The organism is Cribrihabitans neustonicus (genome assembly GCF_048820895.1).
In the GTDB taxonomy this organism is placed as follows: domain Bacteria; phylum Pseudomonadota; class Alphaproteobacteria; order Rhodobacterales; family Rhodobacteraceae; genus Cribrihabitans_A; species Cribrihabitans_A neustonicus.
Genome location: NZ_JBMERQ010000002.1, coordinates 518216 through 537799, shown reverse-complemented (window position 1 = coordinate 537799; position 19584 = coordinate 518216). Strand labels below are relative to the sequence as shown.

At 63.7% G+C, this 19584-nt stretch carries 19 protein-coding genes; 6 read left to right on the top strand and 13 right to left on the bottom strand.

The window, feature by feature from the left end; all coding sequences use genetic code 11:
- Positions 1-12 precede the first annotated feature (12 nt).
- The 5 genes from ACOHWE_RS07665 to ACOHWE_RS07645 form a co-directional block, all read right to left on the bottom strand.
- Positions 13-1344, bottom strand: a complete 1332-nt coding sequence (locus tag ACOHWE_RS07665; RefSeq protein WP_420665407.1) for an FMN-binding glutamate synthase family protein — start codon at positions 1342-1344, stop codon at positions 13-15.
- A gap of 18 nt (positions 1345-1362) precedes the next feature.
- Complete coding sequence (locus tag ACOHWE_RS07660) at positions 1363-2046, bottom strand: GltB/FmdC/FwdC-like GXGXG domain-containing protein (RefSeq protein ID WP_420665406.1); 684 nt, start codon at positions 2044-2046, stop codon at positions 1363-1365.
- Between the two features lies 1 nt (position 2047).
- Positions 2048-2941 (bottom strand): class II glutamine amidotransferase, encoded by an 894-nt coding sequence (locus tag ACOHWE_RS07655; protein WP_420665404.1) that lies wholly within the window; start codon positions 2939-2941, stop codon positions 2048-2050.
- 122 nt (positions 2942-3063) lie between these two features.
- Positions 3064-3279: a hypothetical protein gene (locus ACOHWE_RS07650; protein ID WP_420665402.1), complete on the bottom strand. Its 216-nt coding sequence runs from the start codon at positions 3277-3279 to the stop codon at positions 3064-3066.
- Between the two features lie 10 nt (positions 3280-3289).
- Entirely contained in the window at positions 3290-4663 is a 1374-nt protein-coding gene (locus ACOHWE_RS07645) for an ammonium transporter (protein ID WP_420665400.1), read from the bottom strand.
- A 554-nt stretch (positions 4664-5217) separates the two neighbouring features.
- Here ACOHWE_RS07645 and ACOHWE_RS07640 point away from each other — a divergent pair.
- The 4 genes from ACOHWE_RS07640 (at position 5218) to ACOHWE_RS07625 (ending at position 9051) form a co-directional block, all read left to right on the top strand.
- Positions 5218-6354 (top strand): aminomethyl transferase family protein, encoded by a 1137-nt coding sequence (locus ACOHWE_RS07640; protein WP_420665399.1) that lies wholly within the window; start codon positions 5218-5220, stop codon positions 6352-6354.
- Between the two features lie 68 nt (positions 6355-6422).
- Complete coding sequence (locus ACOHWE_RS07635; RefSeq protein ID WP_420665397.1) at positions 6423-7034, top strand: dimethylamine monooxygenase subunit DmmA family protein; 612 nt, start codon at positions 6423-6425, stop codon at positions 7032-7034.
- Positions 7031-7996 (top strand): PDR/VanB family oxidoreductase, encoded by a 966-nt coding sequence (locus ACOHWE_RS07630; protein ID WP_420665396.1) that lies wholly within the window; start codon positions 7031-7033, stop codon positions 7994-7996. Before ACOHWE_RS07635 ends, ACOHWE_RS07630 begins: the two co-directional genes overlap by 4 nt.
- Before the next feature lie 11 nt (positions 7997-8007).
- A complete protein-coding gene (locus ACOHWE_RS07625) occupies positions 8008-9051 on the top strand; it encodes a heme-dependent oxidative N-demethylase family protein (RefSeq protein WP_420665395.1) in 1044 nt (347 codons plus the stop codon).
- 309 nt (positions 9052-9360) lie between these two features.
- Here ACOHWE_RS07625 and ACOHWE_RS07620 read toward each other — a convergent pair whose 3' ends face one another.
- The 7 genes from ACOHWE_RS07620 to ACOHWE_RS07590 form a co-directional block, all read right to left on the bottom strand.
- The gene (locus tag ACOHWE_RS07620; RefSeq protein WP_420665394.1) at positions 9361-10017 is read right to left on the bottom strand and encodes a helix-turn-helix domain-containing protein; all 657 of its coding nucleotides are present in this window, start codon (positions 10015-10017) and stop codon (positions 9361-9363) included.
- A gap of 260 nt (positions 10018-10277) precedes the next feature.
- Complete coding sequence (locus ACOHWE_RS07615) at positions 10278-10823, bottom strand: tetratricopeptide repeat-containing protein (RefSeq protein WP_420665392.1); 546 nt, start codon at positions 10821-10823, stop codon at positions 10278-10280.
- A 13-nt stretch (positions 10824-10836) separates the two neighbouring features.
- The gene (locus ACOHWE_RS07610) at positions 10837-11544 is read right to left on the bottom strand and encodes an ABC transporter ATP-binding protein (protein WP_420665390.1); all 708 of its coding nucleotides are present in this window, start codon (positions 11542-11544) and stop codon (positions 10837-10839) included.
- The gene (locus ACOHWE_RS07605; RefSeq protein WP_420665389.1) at positions 11534-12301 is read right to left on the bottom strand and encodes an ABC transporter ATP-binding protein; all 768 of its coding nucleotides are present in this window, start codon (positions 12299-12301) and stop codon (positions 11534-11536) included. The genes ACOHWE_RS07610 and ACOHWE_RS07605 overlap by 11 nt, the downstream gene beginning before the upstream one ends.
- The gene (locus ACOHWE_RS07600) at positions 12298-13278 is read right to left on the bottom strand and encodes a branched-chain amino acid ABC transporter permease (RefSeq protein WP_420665388.1); all 981 of its coding nucleotides are present in this window, start codon (positions 13276-13278) and stop codon (positions 12298-12300) included. The genes ACOHWE_RS07605 and ACOHWE_RS07600 overlap by 4 nt, the downstream gene beginning before the upstream one ends.
- Positions 13271-14140, bottom strand: a complete 870-nt coding sequence (locus ACOHWE_RS07595) for a branched-chain amino acid ABC transporter permease (RefSeq protein ID WP_420665386.1) — start codon at positions 14138-14140, stop codon at positions 13271-13273. The genes ACOHWE_RS07600 and ACOHWE_RS07595 overlap by 8 nt, the downstream gene beginning before the upstream one ends.
- 70 nt (positions 14141-14210) lie before the next feature.
- Positions 14211-15500 carry an ABC transporter substrate-binding protein gene (locus ACOHWE_RS07590; protein ID WP_420665385.1) on the bottom strand — a complete coding sequence of 430 codons (1290 nt, stop codon included), beginning with the start codon at positions 15498-15500 and terminating at the stop codon, positions 14211-14213.
- 471 nt (positions 15501-15971) lie between these two features.
- Here ACOHWE_RS07590 and ACOHWE_RS07585 point away from each other — a divergent pair, with 471 nt between their 5' ends.
- Positions 15972-16697 carry a FadR/GntR family transcriptional regulator gene (locus ACOHWE_RS07585; protein WP_420665384.1) on the top strand — a complete coding sequence of 242 codons (726 nt, stop codon included), beginning with the start codon at positions 15972-15974 and terminating at the stop codon, positions 16695-16697.
- A 14-nt stretch (positions 16698-16711) separates the two neighbouring features.
- Here the strand turns inward: ACOHWE_RS07585 and ACOHWE_RS07580 are convergent, their stop codons facing one another.
- The gene (locus ACOHWE_RS07580) at positions 16712-18013 is read right to left on the bottom strand and encodes an ABC transporter substrate-binding protein (RefSeq protein ID WP_420665383.1); all 1302 of its coding nucleotides are present in this window, start codon (positions 18011-18013) and stop codon (positions 16712-16714) included.
- Between the two features lie 162 nt (positions 18014-18175).
- Here ACOHWE_RS07580 and ACOHWE_RS07575 point away from each other — a divergent pair, with 162 nt between their 5' ends.
- Positions 18176-19522 carry an NAD(P)-binding domain-containing protein gene (locus ACOHWE_RS07575; RefSeq protein WP_420665381.1) on the top strand — a complete coding sequence of 449 codons (1347 nt, stop codon included), beginning with the start codon at positions 18176-18178 and terminating at the stop codon, positions 19520-19522.
- Positions 19523-19584 lie beyond the last annotated feature (62 nt).

Sequence of the window (19584 nt, the reverse complement as noted above, 5' to 3'; positions counted from 1 at the left end):
CGGTATGTTACCTTAGAAACCCGCCTTGCCGGGGTACCAATCGGTGCCCGCAAGCGGCACCCGCGCCATCGCGGCGGCCTCCATCGTCAGCGCGCAGAGGTCCTCGGGCTCGAGGTTGTGCAGGTGATTGTGGCCGCAGGCGCGGGCGATGGTCTGCGCTTCCAGCGTCATCACCTTGAGATAATTGCGCAGGCGCCGGCCGGCATCGACCGGATCGAGCCGCTTCATCAGCTCCGGATCCTGGGTGGTGATGCCCGCGGGGTCCTGGCCCTCGTGCCAGTCGTCATAGGCGCCAGTGGTGGTGCCGAGCTTCCGGTACTCGTCCTCCCACTTCGGATCGTTGTCTCCCAGCGCTACCAGCGCCGCGGTGCCGATTGCCACAGCATCCGCACCCAGTGCTAGCGCCTTGGCCACGTCCGCGCCGGTACGGATGCCGCCGGAGACCACCAGCTGCACCTCTCGGTGCACGCCGAGGTCCTGCAGCGCCTGCACCGCGGGGCGGATGCAGGCCAGAGTCGGCAGCCCGACATGCTCGATGAAAACGTCCTGGGTGGCGGCGGTGCCGCCCTGCATGCCGTCCATCACCACTACATCGGCACCCGCTTTCACCGCCAGGGCAGTGTCGAAATAGGGCCGGGTCGCGCCCACTTTCACGTAAATCGGCACCTGCCAGCCGGTGATCTCGCGCAGCTCCAGGATCTTGATCTCCAGATCGTCCGGGCCGGTCCAGTCCGGATGACGGCAGGCGGAGCGCTGGTCGATCCCTTTGGGGAGGCAGCGCATCTGCGCGACGCGGTCGGAAATCTTCTGGCCCAGCAGCATGCCGCCGCCGCCCGGCTTCGCGCCCTGGCCCACCACGATCTCGATTGCGTCGGCCTTGCGCAGGTCGTCGGGGTTCATGCCGTAGCGCGAGGGCAGGTACTGGTAGACCAGCTTGGAGGAATGGCCGCGCTCCTCCGGTGTCATGCCGCCATCGCCGGTGGTGGTGGAGGTGCCCGCTGCCGAGGCGCCGCGCCCCAGGGCCTCCTTCGCCGGACCTGACAGCGCGCCGAAGCTCATGCCCGCAATGGTGATCGGAATATCGAGCTCGATCGGCTTCTTGGCAAAGCGGGTGCCGAGGGTCACCTTGGTGTCGCATTTTTCGCGGTAGCCTTCGAGCGGGTAGCGCGAGACAGAGGCACCGAGGAACAGAAGGTCGTCGAAATGCGGCACCCGGCGTTTGGCCCCGCCGCCGCGGATGTCGTAGATGCCGGTGGCCGCGGCGCGGCGGATTTCGGCGTTAATGGGGTTCGAAAAGGTCGCCGACTGGATCGGGGCCGTGCGCGGAATGTTTTTGTTGTCCATTTTTCTGGGTCCCTGTCCTTAGTAGGCCTGCGCGTTGTCGACGTCGAAGTTGTAGAGCTTGCGGGCAGACCCGTAGCGCTTGAACTCCTCCGGCCTGGCATCGCTTCCAGCCCGCGCCAGCAGGTCCTTCAGAATGTCGATGTGCTCGGGGCGCATTTCCTTTTCGATGCAGTCGGCCCCGAGGCTCTTCACCGAACCGCGCACGAACAAGCGCGCCTCATAGAGCGAGTCACCCAGCGCATCGCCGGCGTCACCGCAGACCACCAGATTGCCGGCCTGGGCCATAAAGGCGCACATATGGCCGATGTTGCCATGCACGACGATATCGATGCCCTTCATCGAGATGCCGCAGCGGGAGCTGGCATTCCCCTTGATGACGAGGAGACCGCCGTGCCCGGTCGCGCCCGCGTACTGGCTGGCGTCGCCCTCGACAACGACCTGGCCGGACATCATGTTTTCCGCAACGCCCGGCCCGGCCGAGCCCTTCACATGGACATGCGCCTGCTGATTCATGCCCGCGCAGTAATAGCCGGTAGAGCCGTTCACGGTGACCTTGATCGGCGCATTAAGCCCCACCGCCACCGCGTGGCTGCCCTTGGGGTTTGTGACTTCCCAGCTTTCCTCGGTCAGGGTTTCGCTTTGGGCTTGCAGGGCCGCGTTCAGACCGCGCAGGCCATCTGCTTCGAGATTGTATGTCTGCATGTCAGTGGTTCCAGAAGTAAACGGTTGCGGGTTCGGGCTCCCAGACGCGGGCGTCCTCGATGCCCGGCAGGTTCACCAGCGCGCGGTATTCCGAGCCGAAGGCCACATACTGCTCGGTTTCCGCCATCACCGCGGGTTTGCAGGCGATCGGGTCGCGCACGACGCCAAAGCCGTCCTTGGTGCCGACAACGAAGTTGAAGAACCCGTCGAGATCGTCGATCGAGCTTTCCAGCGCTTCGCCGAGGGTGGCTCCGTTCTGCATCTTCCAGGTGAGGTAGGCGGCGCCGACCTCGGTATCGTTCATCGACTCGATGCGCACGCCCGCACGCTGCAGTTTGCGGCGCCAGGAGTTGTGGTTCGACAGCGAGCCGTTGTGCACCAGGCACTGGTCCGCGCCGGTCGAGAACGGATGCGCGCCCTCTGTGGTGACGGCAGATTCGGTGGCCATGCGGGTATGTCCGATGCCGTGGCTGCCGCTCATGCCGCGCAGGCCGAACCGGTCCGCGACCTCCTCCGGCAGGCCGACCTCCTTGTAGATCTCGATGCTGTCGCCCGCGCTCATGATGCGCAGTCCCGTGCGCAGTTCCGCCAGGGCGCTGCGGGCCGCCTCCGCCTGGCCTGCAGGCAGAAAGAGCACTGCGTGGGTGTCGTTCACCCGCAGCTCGACGCTGCTGCCGAGCACCTCAGCCAGCGCAGCCGCGAGGCCCTCAAAGGCTTCCGGCGTGTCCGACTGCACCGTGAGCTTGCTGCGTCCCGGGGCCTCTGCGCCGTAGATCGCGATGCCCGCACTGTCCGGGCCGCGATCGGTCATGGTGATGAGCATGTCGGTGAGCATATCCCCCAGCCGCGGCTCTAGAGTTTTGTCTTTCAGGAAAAGACCAACAATCCCGCACATTCGTGTGCCTCCTGCGTTTCGTCTCGAATCAACGCTAGCAGCTTGCGCCGGGTCGATCAACTGTCATGAAACTTATTTTCCTAAGAAGGAAGGGCGCGCCGAACTGGCGCGCCCCGGACTCTCTAATACTTGTCCAGCAAGGCATGGATTTTCTTTTGATCTCCCATACGCCTGGCCTTCTCCAGATGTTCACTTTCGCGGGCGAACTGGATGCGGTGCCAAGCAATCCAGAATATCACCCCGAGGACTACCATCAGCCCTTCGTACCCCTGGAAGGGATAGACTGCCCCTACCTCGGCCAGGTCGACGGCCCAGCTGTCGTAACCAATCGTAGACATTTCGATCTCCTTATTCTGCGGGAACGCCTCTGCCGGACAAGGCAGCCTTGTCGGCTTCGATGATCGCCGACTTGGCGTCCTCGTAGGCGTGGTGCTCGGCGTAATCGAGGCCCTGGAGTTCCACCTCAACCGGGATGCGCAGCACACCGGCCGCGGCCTGGATGCGGGCGATCACATAGCCCGGCAGCCAGCCCAGCACGCCAAACATGATGACGGCGCCCAGGGTCTGTCCCAGCGGGTTGACGGTGGCGAAGCCCTCATACGGCGAGCTCGGCGCGCCCCACAGCAGGAAGCCCGCGAGGATCAGCCCGACTATGCCGGAATAGCCGTGCACCGCGACGGCGCCAACCGCATCGTCCAGCTTGAAGCGGCGCTCCACCCAGTAGTGCAGCTTGTAGACGATGACGACGCCCACTGCGCCGACCAGCATGGCCTGGATCGGGTGGTAGAGGTCATTGCCCGCCGAAGCGGTGATGATCCCGGCGAGGCCGCCGGAGAAGGTCCAGAAAGCATCGCCTTTGGAGACCAGATAGGCCGCCATCAGCCCGCCCGACATCGACATCAGGAAGTTGAAGGTGATCGCCGACAGCGAGGTCGGGGCCAGGTAGATGTTGGTGGCGGTCCAGGTGTCGCCAGTGATCACCCCGCCGATGGCCTCGGGCGAGATCGCGGGGATGTTGCAGGCGGCGTAGAAACCCCAGAAGCCCGAGTAGATCAGGAAGATGCCGATGGTCAGCATCCAGGGGTTATGCGGCGGGATATCGCGCGGCGTGCCGTCGGCAGCAAACTTTCCGATCCGCGGCCCCAGCACCATGATCACGCCCAGTGCATAGCCGCCCGCGATCGCATGGATCACGCCGGAAGCATAGGCGTCGTGATAGCCGAGGTACTTCACCATCCAGCCTTCGGCGTGCCAGCCCCAGGCGGCGTCGATGATCCAGAACACCGAGCCGATCATTACCGCATGCACCCAGAGGGCGGAGGAGCGGATGCGCTCGATCACCGCGCCCGAGACGATCGAGGCGGCGGTCCAGGAAAACAGCAGGAAGGCGGCCCAGAACACCCCGGTGATCCGGTCCGACAGATTGGTCGCCATGTTCTCCGACCAGGGCAGGTTGGCGCTGCCCGCGTCGAGGTTCAGCCCGCCGAAAAACGGGAAGTTCGGGAACGACCAGTAGATCCACCAGCCGAAGAAGAAGAAGGTCACCGTGACCAGGGGAATGATCATGATGTTCTTCATCAGCGTGTGCATATGGTTGCGGTGCCGGCTGGCGCCGACTTCATACATGCAGAAGCCCACATGTATGAGAAACATGAACACGACGGTCACCCAGTAATAGAACTCGGTGAACACCGTGGTCAGAGCATTCAGGTTGCCATCCACGTCTAAAGCCCTCCTGTTGGCTATTTCCCGGGCATTTATTGCCTCTAGGGAATATTATTTTACGGTGATACTGCGGACGCAGGCCCCATGCTGTCAATAATGATGTGAAAATAACTTCACCGTCAGGCAATTCTTGCCGGCATGCTCCCGCCGTCCCGGATACCGCTGTACCCCGGACGACGGGCACTAACCCCATATCCTGCAACGAGGAACCGCCGCAGCAGCAGCCGCTCCGGCGCAGCGGCCCGCAAACCTGCCGGGAAACGCCAATTGCCGGAACCGGACCCACCGGTGCCCCCGGGCCGTGTGAAACTGGTCCGGACCAGAGTGATTCTCTCTCCCCGCGCGCGTCCTTTCCTATGCTTCGCGACTGGGCCCGCGCCGAACCGGCGAATTTCCCCACAAAAAAACTAAGCAGCGCCAGCCCTTTCAGCAAAATCATTTCACTAACAGGAAAAAAGATTGACAGAGAGGCGCTCCACTTGGCTAACTGGACCAGACCAAAGGAACCAAATCAAGAGTTTTGGTCCGCACCAATAGGGAGACTTCGCAAAATGACTGCATCCTGGCGCTTTTCGACCCTTGCCGACCGCCACCGGGCCCTGGGCTCGGCTCTCGAAGACTGGAGCGGCATGGGCACCGCCTGGTCTTACGACAAGGACCAGACCGAGGAATACATGGCGATCCGGACCAAGGCGGGCTTCATGGATGTTTCGGGCCTGAAAAAGGTCCATATCGTCGGGCCGCACGCTAGCCACGTGATCGACCGCGCCACCACCCGAAACGTGGAAAAGATCAAGCCCGGCCGCAGCACCTATGCCTGCATGCTGAACGACGAGGGCAAGTTCGTCGACGACTGCGTGATCTACCGGATGGGGCCGAACAGCTGGATGGTGGTGCATGGCTCGGGCCAGGGCCACGAGCAGCTTACCATGGCAGCACAGGGCCGCGACGTCGACATCCGCTTCGACGACAATCTGCACGACATCTCGCTGCAAGGGCCGCTGGCGGTGGATTTCCTGCAGGAGCAGGGCGTGCCGGGCATCCGCGATGTAGCCTATTTCAGCCATATCCACACCACGCTGTTCGACAAGCCGGTGACCATCTCCCGCACCGGCTATACCGGCGAGCGCGGCTACGAGATCTTCTGCCGCGGCCAGGACGCGCCGCACATCTGGGACAGCCTGGAGGAGAAGGGCGCGCCCTGGGGCATCATCCCGACGCGCTTCACCACGCTCGACCTCCTGCGCGCCGAAAGCTACCTGCTGTTCTTCCCCTATGACAATTCCGAAACCTACCCCTTTCCGGATGAGAAGTGCGGCGACACCTTGTGGGAACTGGGCCTCGACTTCACTGTCTCCCCCGGCAAGACCGGCTTCCGCGGCGCCGAGGAGCATTACCGGCTGAAGGGCAAGGAGCGGTTCAAGATCTACGGCGTGAAGCTGGAAGGCACCGAGCCGGCCGAAGAAGGCGCGCCGCTCCTTAAGGACGGCAAGCAGGTCGGCGTCGTCACCATCGGCATGTACTCCCCCCTGAACGAACACAATGTCGGCATCGCCCGCATGCCGGTCGACTGCGCCGAGCCGGGCGTGAAGCTGACCGTGAAGAACGCCAGCGGCGAAATTCCCTGCGTGGCCGCGGAAATGCCCTTCCACGATCCGGAAAAGAAGCGCCGCACCGCAAAAGGCTGAGCCTGCGCCCGGGCGCCCCTGACCGGGGGCGTCCGTTTTCGTTCACCGACGGCAGGAAAAGCGACCCAATGCCCAAGACCGAATTCCCACCCTCGATCCTCAGCCGCCCCGTCTACGGTGAGCTGGAAGCACGCGCCGGCAGCGGCCATCTGATGATCGCCGATGCCGAAGGCGCCGAAGCCATTCTCGCGCTGGCGAGCTCTAACGTCCCGGAGTTCTGGGCCAAGGCCCACATCATTTACATCCCCAAATCCACTGGCAGCACCTACTGCAGCCAGCTGCAGGAACTCGGCGCAGGCCAGTTCTACAGCGGGCCCTCCTACGAGGCTGCGCAGAGCCGCATCCGCCGCGCTTTGCAGGACTGCCACATGGGCACCCAGGTCTACCTCGCGGGCACCGAAAGCCTGATGGGCCAGGCCATGGCAGAAGCCACCGCGGCCGGTATCCCCCATACCGCAATCCAGACCGAACACCGCGGCTCCACCGCGCGGCGCATGCAATGCGTGCACTGCAAGGGCATCACCGAGGACGTCACCACCGACCCGTTTGAATGCAGCCACTGCGGCCTCAGCCTGTTCGTGCGCGATCACTACTCGCGCCGCCTCGCCGCCTTCCAGGGGGTGCGGGTGGACGCCGAGGACCCGGGCAACATCCCCGAGAAAGTGGAGCTGTTCAAATGAGTGCTGGCACCGCGAAACTGAATGTCACCGTGGCCGAGGTCAAACCGGTCAACGATCTGGTCACCCGCTTCAAATTCGTCCGCACCGGCGGCGGCGTCCTGCCCACCTTCTCGGGCGGCGCCCATACCGTGGTGGAGATGCAGGACGGCGATATCACCCGGCTCAACGCCTATTCGCTGATGTCCAACCCCGCGGACCGCGGCGCCTACACCATTTCGGTGCGCCGCGACGACCAAGGCCGCGGCGGCTCCAAATTCATGCACACAAAGGTGAAAGAGGGCATGGAGATGGTGATCTCCAACCCGGTGAACCTGTTCTCGCTGGATCTGCGCGCCAAGAAGCACCTGATGCTGGCCGGCGGCATCGGCATCACCCCCTTCATGGCGCAGATGCATCAGCTTTCGATGATGGGCGGGCATTTCGAGCTGCATTACTCGGTCCGAACAGCCTCTCTGGGCACCTACGCCAACGAGCTCTCCGAGCGTTATCCGGGCAAAGTCCACGTCTACCACGACGACCAGAATGAGGCGATCGGCCTCAAGACCCTGCTCGCCAACCAGCCGCTGGGCACCCATGTCTACGTCTGCGGGCCCAAGGGCATGATCAACTGGGTGCATGGCACTGCCTCAGAAATGGGCTGGCCGCGCGAGACCGTGCATTCCGAGGAATTTCTCGCGCCGGCCTCCGGCAAGCCCTTCGAGGTGAAATGCGCGGTGTCCAACAAGATCGTCCAGGTCGGCGAGCACCAATCGCTGCTGGAAGCGCTGGAAGCGGCCGGCATCGACGCCCCCTACCTCTGCCGCGGCGGTGCCTGCGGCCAGTGTGAGACCAATGTCATCGGCTATGACGGCAAGTTCCTGCATAACGACCACTGGCTGACAGACGAGCAGAAGGCCAGCGGCAAGCACATCATGCCCTGCGTGTCGCGCTTCGAAGGCAAGACACTGGTTCTGGACCGCTGAGGAAGAACGACATGACCATTCAATTCAACGACGAAACCTTCTACGGCGACTTCACCTTCAGGAACTCGGACTGGGCGATCAAACGCTTCCCCTTCCCGTTCCACGAAGACAGCTACATGTACTCCGTCAACATGGAGCCGCATAAGTCCTACCGGCCCGGCTCGGTGTTCGAACGGACCTTCGACGTGGACGAGCACTATGTCTCGGAAATGAAGGACCGCGCCCGGGTGCTGGCCGATGATCCGCTGCGGTGCCAGTCGCTGCCGCACATGACCCTGGCGGGCTGGGACCTGGTCGAGCTGATCATGGAGGCCAAGGCCGCCGAATACCCGGACCTGTTCGAACTGCACAAGGACGGAAACCGCTGGCGCTGGATCAACAAGCCGCTGGGCATCGACGACACCTTCACCTTCCTTGATGACAGCACCCTGCCCTACGGGCCGATGGAATACATCACCCGCCAGACCCAAGGCGACTTTGCGCTGCTCGACCAGCGCGACGACAACCTGTGGATGGACGCCGGCATGGTCACCACCCAGGCGGACTGGTCGCTGGATTTCGACATCGGCATGAACTTCTTCGAATGGCACGCCCCGGTGCCGAAGGCGCATGAGATGGGCATCTTCGTGCGCGCGCTGAAATTCCTCTTGAACATCCAGCAGGGCCAGCCCGCGCGGCGCCTGAACTGGACAATGACGGTCAACCCGCTGCTCGACACCTCGCCTGAGAACTATCACAAATGGGGCGAGATGAAGCAGGGGCTCACGATGGAGAACATCGGCGCCAAACAGCACCTGCGGGTCGAACTGCAGACCTTCTTCCGGCTGCCGCGGTCGAACGCGCTGGTGTTCCCGATCCGCTGCTACCTGATCAGCTTCAACGATCTGGTCAAGGTGCCGAAATGGGGCCGCCGCCTGCACCGGGTGATCCGCGATCTGCCCGAAGAGCTCGCGACCTATAAGGGTTTCATCGCAAACCGGCCGCTGATGGTGGAATGGCTGTCGCAATATGACGACGGCAGCCCGACCTCGGACGGCATCTGGCCCGACGATTGAAGCCGGCCGCCCTTGCCAGCCCCGGCCCCTTTTCCCCGGCCGGGACCTCTGACCTGCCGGTGCGCATTCCGCCACCGGCAGCTTTTTGCCGCGGGGTACAGGGTGAGGGAACGGCTCCCGCCCCGGCGGCAGACGCCAGGCTGCGCCTGCCCCCTGTGCCGGGTTGGGCCGGGCAGCGCGCTTGCGCGCACTGTGGCCGCCCGCCCGAACCCCTGCCGCAGAACGCAAGCGCGTCGCGCGCAGCGCGGCGCGCGGCCCAACCGGAGAGGGGCATTCTTAGAATGTTCCGGCCCGGGCGGGAGGAACGGGTCAGTTCGACTGCGGGTAGGAGATGACCGACAGGTAGCGGGCGGGAAGTTTCACCAGGCCTTCCGGACCGTGCGGGGCGTCGGCATCGAAGAACAGCGTATCGCCCGGCTTCAGCTTGAACACCTTGTCGCCGTGCCGGTAGTCCACTTCGCCCTCCAGCATGTAGAGCATCTCGATCCCGTCGTGCTGGAAGGTGGGGAAGATGTCCGATTCCTCTGTCAGCGTGATCATGTAAGGCTCCACCATCACGCCCGAGGCATTGGCCCCGATATGGCCGAGGAGCTGGTACTGATGCCCTGCCCGGGTGCCTGCGCGCTCGATGGCGACGCCTTCGCCCGACTTGGTGTGCACCGCCTCGCGGGATTCCTCGAAACGGCGGAAGAAGGATGTGATCGGCACGCTGAGAGCATTGGCCAGAAGCTGCAGCGTGGTCAGCGAGGGCGAGGTATTGCCGTTCTCGATCTTCGACAGCATGCCAATCGACAGGCCGGTGAGATTGGCGAGGTCGGCCACGGTTATGCCCTGCTGGCGGCGGAACGAGCGCACCTCGCGGCCGATCGCCACTTCGAGCACCTTCTCGGCGCCTTCGCGCACCCGGTGCGGGTCTTGGGAAAGCGGGTTCGCCACTGCGTCGGAGTCTTCTTTCAGTTTCGCCACGTCTATTTTTCCTTGTTTCCGGCCTGTGACAAGAGCGCTGCGGCTGATACACGGGAGCGGCTCCCGGCGCAACGATCCTCGCGAAACTTATTTTACTGCCATTACGCAAATCCCCCAACCCCTGCCGCTACGGCAGCCAGGCTGGCCGAGCAACGCCCTGCCTCTCCCATCCCCTCCTTGTGCCGCCGGCAGCCGAGCCGCGAGCGCGAAACGCCGCAGTACAGGCCCCGGGCTTCGCCGGCCCCTCTTGGACGCCGCGCTCAGCGGTCGAGGATCAGCAGGCTCGCGCCCAGAACCTTGCGGGTACCATCGAAGACCGCGGGCTTTTCGCCGCGCCAGCGGGCGGCGTGGCGGTGCGCCGGGGGCAGCGGCGCGGTGAGGCTCCGCAGGGTCTCTTCAGCTTCGGACGTAATGCGGAGAACGCGGGTACGCAGGTTGGCGTGGTAAGTGTCGCGGTGCAGCGCCTCCATCCGCAAGTGAAACAGCGAGGAACGGCTGCGCGGTGCCACTGCCATCGCTGCCACCTGATCCTCGGCCCCGCGCCAGACCGCAAGTGCCTGCGCCTGATACCGTTCGGCCCGGCCCGCCCGGCCGGCCGCCATGTGCAGGATCGCCAGATTGGCCGCGGCGGAGGCCCGGCGCAGATCATCCGGTGCAAACCCCGCGCAAGCCAGAAGATGGGCCAGCCGGAAGCGTCGGCGCGCCGCCCCTGCCGCACCACGGGCGGCGGCGGCCAAACCGGCTTCCATCAGCCGCTCCCACAGCAGGTCCCGGCGCAGCCAGCCCGCTTCACGCGCCGTGCGCATCTCTGCGTCGCGCCTAAAGCCCCAGATAGGCCGCCCGGACGTGTTCGTTTCCATGCAACTCATGCGCAGGCCCTTCCATCGCTGCGTTTCCAGTTTCCAGCACATAGGCGTAATCGGCCAGTTCCAGCGCCAGCTCGGCATTCTGCTCCACCAGCACCACCGAGAGCCCCTTGGCGTTGATCTCCTCGATGATGCGGGCGATCTCCTCGACGATTACCGGCGCCAGCCCCATCGAAGGCTCGTCCATCAGCAGGAGCCGAGGCCGGGACATCAGGGCGCGGCCAATCGCCAGCATCTGCTGCTCGCCGCCCGACATGGTCTGCGCGCGCTGGGTGCGGCGCTCGCGCAGGCGGGGGAAGCGGGTGAAGACGCCCTCGAGGTCATCCTCCACCGCCTCCCGGTCCTTGCGCAGGAATGCGCCGGTGCGCAGGTTTTCCTCCACCGTCATATCCGGGAAGATGCGGCGGCCCTCCGGCACATGGGCGATGCCATGCGCGGCCACCTTATGCGCGGGCAGATGGTCAATGCGTTTGCCTTCGAAAGTGATCTCCCCTGCGGTGATCGGCAGCATCCCCGACATTGCCCGGAGGGTAGTGGTCTTACCGGCGCCGTTGCCGCCGATGATGGTGACAATCTTGCCCTCCGGCACCGCCACTGAAATGTTCCGGATCGCGTTGATCTTGCCGTAGTTCACAGCGATGCTCTTCATCTCAAGCAACATGGCGCGCGCCTCCCAGATAGGCCTCGATTACCGCCGGATGGTTGCGGATTTCCTGCGGCCCGCCCTCGGCCAGGAACTTGCCGAAGCTCATACAGGTGATACGGTCGCACAGCCCCATGATCGCCTGCATGTCATGCTCGACCAGCAACAGTGTGATGCCGTCCGCCTTGAGCCTCAGCATCAGGTCCATCATCTGCCGGGTCTCTTCCGGGTTCATGCCGGTGAATGGCTCGTCAAGCAGGATCACATCCGGGTGGCTGGCATAAGCCACCGCCATGCCGAGCGCCCGCTGGTGGCCGTGCGACAGATCGCCCGCCCGCTCGTGCATCACGTGATCCAGGCCGAAGAACTCCAGCGCCTCCTTGGCCCGCGCCTCAGCACCGCTGCGGTCCTCCCGGTCCCAGCCGATGATCGCGGCAAAGATATTGGGGCGGAATGGCATGTGGGTTCCGACCAGCGCGTTCTCCAGCACCGTCAGCTCGGCAAAGAGCGTCGAATGCTGAAATGTCCGCACCACCCCGCGCCGGGCGACCTCGTGCATCTGCAGGCCGGAGATGTCCTCGCCCCTAAGCAGCACCTGCCCCGCGGTCGGCGTGTAGAAGCCGGATATCATGTTGAACGTCGTGGTCTTGCCCGCCCCGTTGGGGCCAATCAGCCCATGGATCGAACCATGCGCCACCTTGAAGGAAAGCCCGTCAACCGCGGTCAGCCCGCCAAATCGCATGGTAAGGCCCTTAACTTCGAGAAAATCCGTCATTCTGCCGGGCTCCGTTCCGGCGCGCCGTCTGGGGCACGTCTTGGGGTGAGTTTCTGCACGATGCTCTCCAAGCCATTGGGCAGGAACAGGATCGACAGGATCATAATGGCGCCGTAGACCAGCGGCCGCATCTGCTCGAGTCCGAGCTCACGCAGCACGATCTCGTTCAGCACCGTCAGCACCACACAGCCGAGGATAGGGCCGTAGAAGGTTGCGGTGCCGCCGACGATGGCCCAGGTCAGCACATAAACCATGAGGTCGATGTCGAAGGCGCTGGGGTTGATGGTGCCGACATAATGCGCCAGCAGCCCGCCCGAGATACCGGCAAAGCCGGAAGCGATGGCGAAGGCCAGCGTCCGGTAAGCCCGCACATTCACGCCCGAGGCCTGCGCCAGCTTGTCCTGCCAATGCACTGCGTGGAAGGTGAGACCGACGGGCGATTTCTCGATCCGCCACAGGATCCAGAGGCAGACGGCCACGACGGCGCCGGCGAAGTAGTAGTAGGACGTGGGTTCGAAGAAATCGAACTGGTAAAAGCCAAGCGAGAAGTCCGGCATCGGGTCGATCCCCTTGATCCCCTTGGCGCCGCCAAAGGGATCGCGGAAGCGCTTCCACAGGAGGCGGATGATTTCCCCCGCGGCGAAGGATCCGATCAGGAAATAAAACCCTTTCATCCGGAACAGCGGGAAGGACAGGAGCACTGCGATCAGCGCGGCGGCAGCCCCGCCGAGCAGCATCGAGACGGGAACGTAAACGCCCAGCTTCTTGGTCAGGAGCGCCGAAGTATAGGCGCCCACCCCCATGATCACCACGTGGCCCAGCGACCACTCCCCGGTGAGCGTGAGCAGCCGGTAGCTCGCCACCAAGAGCACGTTGATGGTGAGGAACACCAGGATTTCCTGCTGCGAGAAGCTCAGCCCATGCGGCAGGGCAACCAGCGCGGCGAGGGCCGCGATCCAGATCAGCAATTTAGGCACGGTCCATTCTCCCAAACAGGCCCGCCGGCTTCACGATCAGCACAACAAGCATGAGCGACAGGCCCACGATGTCAGCCAGGACGCCGTCCCAGAAGGTGGTCACGAAGGTATGCACCAGTGCATAGGCGGCGGAGGCGACGATGGCGCCCTCAAGCGAGCCGACGCCGCCGACGATGATGACGATGAAGGCGGTGACGATCACCGAATGCCCCATGTGCGGGTTGACCGACACCAAGGGCGCGGTAAGCGCCCCGGCGATCCCAGCCAGTCCGGCGCCGATGAACATCGCGATGCGCGCGGTCTGAGTGATCGAAATCCCCTGCAGCGCCGCCGCTTCCGGGTCCTGGGCGGAGGCGCGCAGGGCCCAGCCGAATTTGGTCCGCTTCAGAAAGTACCAAAGCGCCGACAGCAGCACCACGGCGGCCACGATCACGTAAAGCCGCGCCACCGGAAGCCGGACCTTGTCCGAAAACGCAATGACTTCCTGGGTGACCGGCGGGATATGCTCCATCCGCACACCAAAGCCCATCACCGCCAGCGCCTGGAGGATCATCAGAAAGCCGATTGAGGCGACCAGCCCGCCCAGCGGATTGTTCTTCAGCGGCCGGAACAGCGCGCGCTCCATCAGAAGGCCGAGGCAGCCCACGAACAGCAGCCCGGCGGCGACGGCGACGAAGAAGGGCACATTCAGATCGGCATAAAGCGCCACGACAGCGTAGGCGCCCGCCATGAACAGTTCGCCATGGGCGAAGTTGATCACCCCCATGACCCCAAAGATCAGCACAAGCCCTACGGCGACAAGGGAAATATAGCTCGCAGCATACACGGCGTTGAGGCCGGTCTGCGCCAAAAGCTCCAGCATCGGATTGTCTCTTTTGTTCTGGTGGTCCGCGGCGCGGTTTGCCCCGCGCCGCTACAGGATGCGCTGCCCGTCAGCCGCGCTGGTCCCACATCTGGTCATACGCCTTCATGTGCTTGACCAGCAGGTCGCCATGCTTGGCATACCAGTCGGGGATCGAGCGGAAGTCCTTGATCCTCGCCTTGCCCTTCTCGATCGCGACCACCGGCCAGTCGCCGACCAGCGCGTTGTCGATACCGAACAGCTCGGTGCCCCACCATTCCGCATCGCCAAAGGCGTGCTTGCCCTTGCCGTCTTTCATGGCGGCCGCCACCGCATCCGGACTGGCCGAACCGGCCTTCTCCGCCGCGGCCTTCCAGAGGTCCATAATCGAGGCATATTCCCAGCTCACCGCGCCCCACTGTCCCGGATGGCGCTTGTTGAACTCGGCATAGAAGCCGTTCGGGTCGGTGAAGTTGATATTGCCGCCGTTCAGCGCCGGGTCATCGAAATCCGGGAACTGGAAGACGAACCCTTCCATGAACTCCTCCGAAGTCTTGGCAATCATCTGGTCATAGAAATCCGCAGTGCAGGAAATGATCTGCCCCTTGAACCCCTGCTGGAACAGCTGCTCGGCGATCGGGTGCACATAGTCGCTGTAACAGGTGTCGAGGCAGACGATATCCGGATCCTTGCTGATCAGCCGTGTCACGACCGGCGCGAAATCCGTAGTAGCCGGGTCGAACAGCAGCGGCTCGTCCAGCATCTCGATGCCCGCTGCCTCGAACGCCGCCAGGTAGGTGGCAACCGAGGGCAGCCCCAGCGCGTCGTCCTGCGCGCACATCACCGCAGTCTTCAACTCCGGCTTGTTCTCGGCCAGCCATTCCACGCCGGTGACGTTGTAGATCGGATGCACCTCGGCCGGCGCGATCAGCGTATTGGTATCAGGCGACAGGTCCGAGGGCAGCAGGGTGGAGAACAGCATGCCGGTTTTGTCGGCGACCGGCTGCACTCCGGGCCAGGTGTCGCCCCCCAGCATCATGATAAAGCTCACGCCGTCCTCGCGGATCAGCTTGGTGGCGCCGGTGCGGGCCTTGGCCGGGTCGTATTCGTTGTCATAGGCAACCAGCTCGACCGGGTAGCTGCCGTCCGCCAGCCTGATGCCGCCGGCGGCGTTGACCCGCTCTGCCCAGATCTGGCAGCCGTCAAGTCCAGGCTTTCCCCAGGCCGCCACCGCGCCGGTCAGCGGCGCAAGGAAGCCAATCTTGATGGTGCCCCCGGCGGCGAGGCTGGCGCCGGGCAGCCCGGCACTAACCGCGGTGGCGGCGGTGGATTTCAGGAACATCCGCCGGCTCAGCCCCGATTTCGCAATTCTGGAAATCATTTCGTTCTCCCATGTTGAACCCGCCGTTTGCCGTGGCGGTGCGCTCTTGCAGACGGGCCGCCGCTGGCGGACGGGGGCGGTTATCGCGCCCCTTCTGAACCAATTCTCAATAATTGGCCCCATCCCGGATCAAGCTAACAGCCAATTGGTTCACCTCCAAGAAATTTTCTTTCCCATCGGCGCCGAAAGTTGCACCAATATGCCCATCGCGCAGGCAAGCGGGTAGAAGGAATGGAGTAATTCACGTATAATCAGCATGTTAGAGAGCTCTCAATTCGGCGCCAGGATGAACCAAAAAAGAACCAATTCCTGCCTGGCCGGGGCCGCAGAGCCGCAGGATACAACCCACGGCAGCAGTAATCCGGGGCCCTGCACTTGCACAGGCCCCGGTGAAACCGGTATCCAAAGGCCCTGTTGCAACGCCGTGCCCTTGGGGATTCTCCCCTGCCCCGGCCCCCGGAAAGCGGATCAATGACCCCAGCGGATGACACCACGTCGCAGATTCTCAGCTCCCATTCGGTGGGGGCCACGGTTCAAGTCGTGATCGACACTTTGTTTGCCCGCATCAAGGCTGGCACCTACCCAATCGACACCCGGCTGCCATCGGAGCGCACGCTGGCCGCGGAACTGGGGGTTGCGCGCAATACCGTGCGTGAGGCTCTGGACGTGCTTGCCGGGCAGAACGTGATCCACCGCCGCCCGGGTTCCGGCAGTTTCGTGAAATACCGCTCCGACCCCAAACCCGAGGCACCCTATTCCACGCTGGCGCGGGAGACTTCGCCCCTCGACCACCTGGTGGTGCGCGGCATCCTGGAGCCGGAAATGGTGCGGCTCGCCGTGATCAACATGACCCCGCGCCAGATCGAAGAACTGGACCAGATCCTTGCCCGGGTTGAAGCGGTGCGCACAGATCCCGGCGAATTCATCGAAGCGGAGGAGGATCTCTACCGCAAGATCGCCGAGGGCACCGGGAACCCGCTGCTGACCTCCTGCTACGAGCTGACGATCGAGGCCTGCCGCCTGTCCTACCGCACCGCGCTGCGCCGCCGCCACCTGACCCCGCAGCGCATCCAGGAGTACCAGAAGCGCTACAACACGCTGTTCAACGCGATCGCCTCGCGCGACGTGGAATCAGCGGTGGAATTCATCAAGCTGCACCTGATCGACGAGCAGAAGCTGCTGCTGCAGGACGCCTGATCACGCCACAACAGTCAGAACTGCACCGCCCGGGACCCCACCTCGCTGCCCGGCGCGCCATTCTCCAGCCGCTGATGCCAAAGCTGGCCAAGTGCCTCCATCTCGGACTTGAGCAGCGCCGAATGCTTGGCCAGCCAGCCGGGGATCGATCCGAACGCCACAATACGCGCCTTGCCCTCCTCAATGGTGACCACCGGCCAGTCGCCGACCAGCGCGTTGGAAATGCCGAAGATATCCTCCCCCCACCATTCCGCGGCGCCGAAGGCATGGGTCACGTGGCCCAGCTGCTTCATCGCCGCCAGCACCGAGGGCGGCTGCACCGAGCCCGCCTTCTCCACCGCGCTGTGCCAAATGTCGAGGATCGCCACATATTCCCAGCTCACCGCCGACCAGCTGCCGGGGAAACGGCGGTTGTACTCCTCGAAGAACACTTGCGGGCGGTTGAAGAAGAAGGCCTTCTCGCGCAGAAGCGGATCGTCGAAATCCGGGAACTGGAATAGAACGCCCTCCATAAACTCTTCCGAGGTGCGCTGCACCAGCCGTTCGTAGCCGTCCATCGTGCAGCTGAGGATCTGGCCGGTGAAGCCCTTGGCATGGGCATATTCGGTCATCGCATGCACCATCGGCGTATAGGAGGATGCCCAGCACAGGATATCCGCCCCCGAGGCCAGCATCGGATCGACCACCGGCTCCGGATCGGTGGCGGCCGGATCGTATTGCACCTCCTGCAGAATCTCGTGCCCGGCGGCCTTGAAGGCAGCGCGGTAGACCGCCTGCGCGGGCAAGCCCAGGAGGTCGGTCTGACTGCACAGCGCCACGGTTTTCAGTTCCGGCCGGTGCTCCGCCAGCCAGGCGACGCCAGTCACATTCTGGATCGGATGCGCCTCGCTCGGCGCGATCAGATAGGGGGTGTCGGGCGAAAGGTCGGTAGGCAGCAGGGTCGAAGTCAGGACCTTGTTGCGCATCAGGAAATCACGGACCGGCGCGAAGGTGTCGCCGCCCAGCATCAGCATCATAGTGACGCCGTGTTTCTGCACCAGCTCCACCGCGCCGTCGCGGGCGCGCTCGGGGTCGTAGCCGCAGTCATAGGCATGGATGCGCACCGGGTAGCGGCGCCCGCCAATCAGCAGCCCGCCTGCGCGGTTCAGCCCGTCCTCCCAGATCCGGCAGCCGTTGAGCCCGGGCCGCCCCCAGCTCTCCACCGGCCCGGATAGGGGCCCCAGAAACCCGATGTTGACCGGTTCCCGCATCCCGACGGAGAGCCGGGGCAGAGCGGCGCGCGCGGCCAGCTGATGTGCAAAGCTTGATGGTCCCATGGCGAAATCCTAGCAGCAATTTCCGCCGCTGCCAGAGCAATTGCAGGTGAAAATCTTTCCTGGAAGGAAATTCTATTGACTCACGCGGGTAGCTTTGGCCTATTTGGATCAGACCAAAAGAACCAAATGCAAACATTGGTCCATACCAATAGGGAGACAACCATGACCAAGAAACGAGTCGCCATTATCGGCGCAGGCCCTTCCGGGCTGGCGCAGCTGCGCGCCTTCCAATCCGCCGCCAGCAAGGGCGAGGAGATTCCCGAACTGGTCTGCTTCGAGAAGCAGGACAACTGGGGCGGCTTGTGGAACTACACCTGGCGCACCGGTCTCGATGAAAACGGCGAGCCGGTGCACTGCTCCATGTACCGCTACCTGTGGTCGAACGGCCCCAAGGAAGGCCTGGAGTTTGCCGACTATTCTTTCGAAGAGCATTTCGGCAAGCAGATTGCATCCTACCCGCCGCGCGCGGTTCTGTTCGACTACATCGAAGGCCGGGTGCAGAAGGCCGATGTGCGCAAATGGATCCGCTTCAACTCTGCCATCCGCTGGGTCGAATACAACGCGGACAAGGAAAATTTCACCGTCACGGTGCACGACCATTCCAAGGACAGCACCTACAAGGAAGAGTTCGACCACGTGATCTGCGCCTCAGGCCATTTCTCGACCCCGAACGTGCCGTTCTACCCCGGGTTCGACACCTTCAACGGCCGGGTGCTGCATGCCCACGACTTCCGCGACGCCCGTGAGTTCAAGGACAAGGACATTCTGATCCTCGGCGCCTCCTACTCCGCCGAAGACATCGGCTCGCAGTGCTGGAAATACGGCTGCAAATCCGTCACCTCCTCCTACCGCTCGGCGCCGATGGGCTTCAAGTGGCCGGACAACTGGGAAGAAAAACCGGCGCTGGAATCGGTCAGCGGTAACACCGCCACTTTCGTCGACGGCACCCAGAAAGAGGTCGACGCGATCATCCTTTGCACCGGCTACAAGCACTACTTCAGCTTCCTCCCGGACGATCTGCGCCTGAAGACCGCCAACCGCCTGGCCACCGCCGACCTGTATAAGGGCGTGGTCTTTGCCCATAACCCCAAGATGTTCTACCTCGGCATGCAGGACCAGTGGTTCACCTTCAATATGTTCGACGCCCAGGCCTGGTGGGTGCGCGACGCGATCATGGGCAAGATCGAGATCCCAGCGGAAAAGGAGGTTCTGCTCGCCGACGTGAAAGAACGCGAAACGCGCGAGGAAGCCTCCGGCGACGTCAAATACGCGATCAAATACCAGGGCGACTACGTGCTGGAGCTGATCGAGGAGACCGACTACCCGACCTTCGATGTCGCCGGCGCCTGCCAGGCCTTCTACGAGTGGAAGGGCCACAAGGCCGAAGACATCATGGCCTTCCGCAACAACTCCTACAAATCGGTCATCACGGGCACCATGGCGCCGGTGCACCACACGCCCTGGAAAGATGCCCTCGACGATTCTCTGGAGGCCTACCTGCAGAACTGAGCCCGCACTCCCGTGCCGCGCCCAATGCGGCACGGGGGCCGCATGACCCTGTGCAAACCCGT

Bases quoted from the DNA above. Each gene is read 5' to 3' on its own strand.
- ACOHWE_RS07665 (WP_420665407.1), bottom strand. From the start codon at position 1,344: ATGGACAACAAAAACATTCCGCGCACGGCCCCGATCCAGTCGGCGACC.
- ACOHWE_RS07660 (WP_420665406.1), bottom strand. From the start codon at position 2,046: ATGCAGACATACAATCTCGAAGCAGATGGCCTGCGCGGTCTGAACGCG.
- ACOHWE_RS07655 (WP_420665404.1), bottom strand. From the start codon at position 2,941: ATGTGCGGGATTGTTGGTCTTTTCCTGAAAGACAAAACTCTAGAGCCG.
- ACOHWE_RS07650 (WP_420665402.1), bottom strand. From the start codon at position 3,279: ATGTCTACGATTGGTTACGACAGCTGGGCCGTCGACCTGGCCGAGGTA.
- ACOHWE_RS07640 (WP_420665399.1), top strand. From the start codon at position 5,218: ATGACTGCATCCTGGCGCTTTTCGACCCTTGCCGACCGCCACCGGGCC.
- ACOHWE_RS07635 (WP_420665397.1), top strand. From the start codon at position 6,423: ATGCCCAAGACCGAATTCCCACCCTCGATCCTCAGCCGCCCCGTCTAC.
- ACOHWE_RS07630 (WP_420665396.1), top strand. From the start codon at position 7,031: ATGAGTGCTGGCACCGCGAAACTGAATGTCACCGTGGCCGAGGTCAAA.
- ACOHWE_RS07625 (WP_420665395.1), top strand. From the start codon at position 8,008: ATGACCATTCAATTCAACGACGAAACCTTCTACGGCGACTTCACCTTC.
- ACOHWE_RS07615 (WP_420665392.1), bottom strand. From the start codon at position 10,823: ATGCGCACGGCGCGTGAAGCGGGCTGGCTGCGCCGGGACCTGCTGTGG.
- ACOHWE_RS07610 (WP_420665390.1), bottom strand. From the start codon at position 11,544: ATGTTGCTTGAGATGAAGAGCATCGCTGTGAACTACGGCAAGATCAAC.
- ACOHWE_RS07605 (WP_420665389.1), bottom strand. From the start codon at position 12,301: ATGACGGATTTTCTCGAAGTTAAGGGCCTTACCATGCGATTTGGCGGG.
- ACOHWE_RS07595 (WP_420665386.1), bottom strand. From the start codon at position 14,140: ATGCTGGAGCTTTTGGCGCAGACCGGCCTCAACGCCGTGTATGCTGCG.
- ACOHWE_RS07590 (WP_420665385.1), bottom strand. From the start codon at position 15,500: ATGATTTCCAGAATTGCGAAATCGGGGCTGAGCCGGCGGATGTTCCTG.
- ACOHWE_RS07585 (WP_420665384.1), top strand. From the start codon at position 15,972: ATGACCCCAGCGGATGACACCACGTCGCAGATTCTCAGCTCCCATTCG.
- ACOHWE_RS07580 (WP_420665383.1), bottom strand. From the start codon at position 18,013: ATGGGACCATCAAGCTTTGCACATCAGCTGGCCGCGCGCGCCGCTCTG.
- ACOHWE_RS07575 (WP_420665381.1), top strand. From the start codon at position 18,176: ATGACCAAGAAACGAGTCGCCATTATCGGCGCAGGCCCTTCCGGGCTG.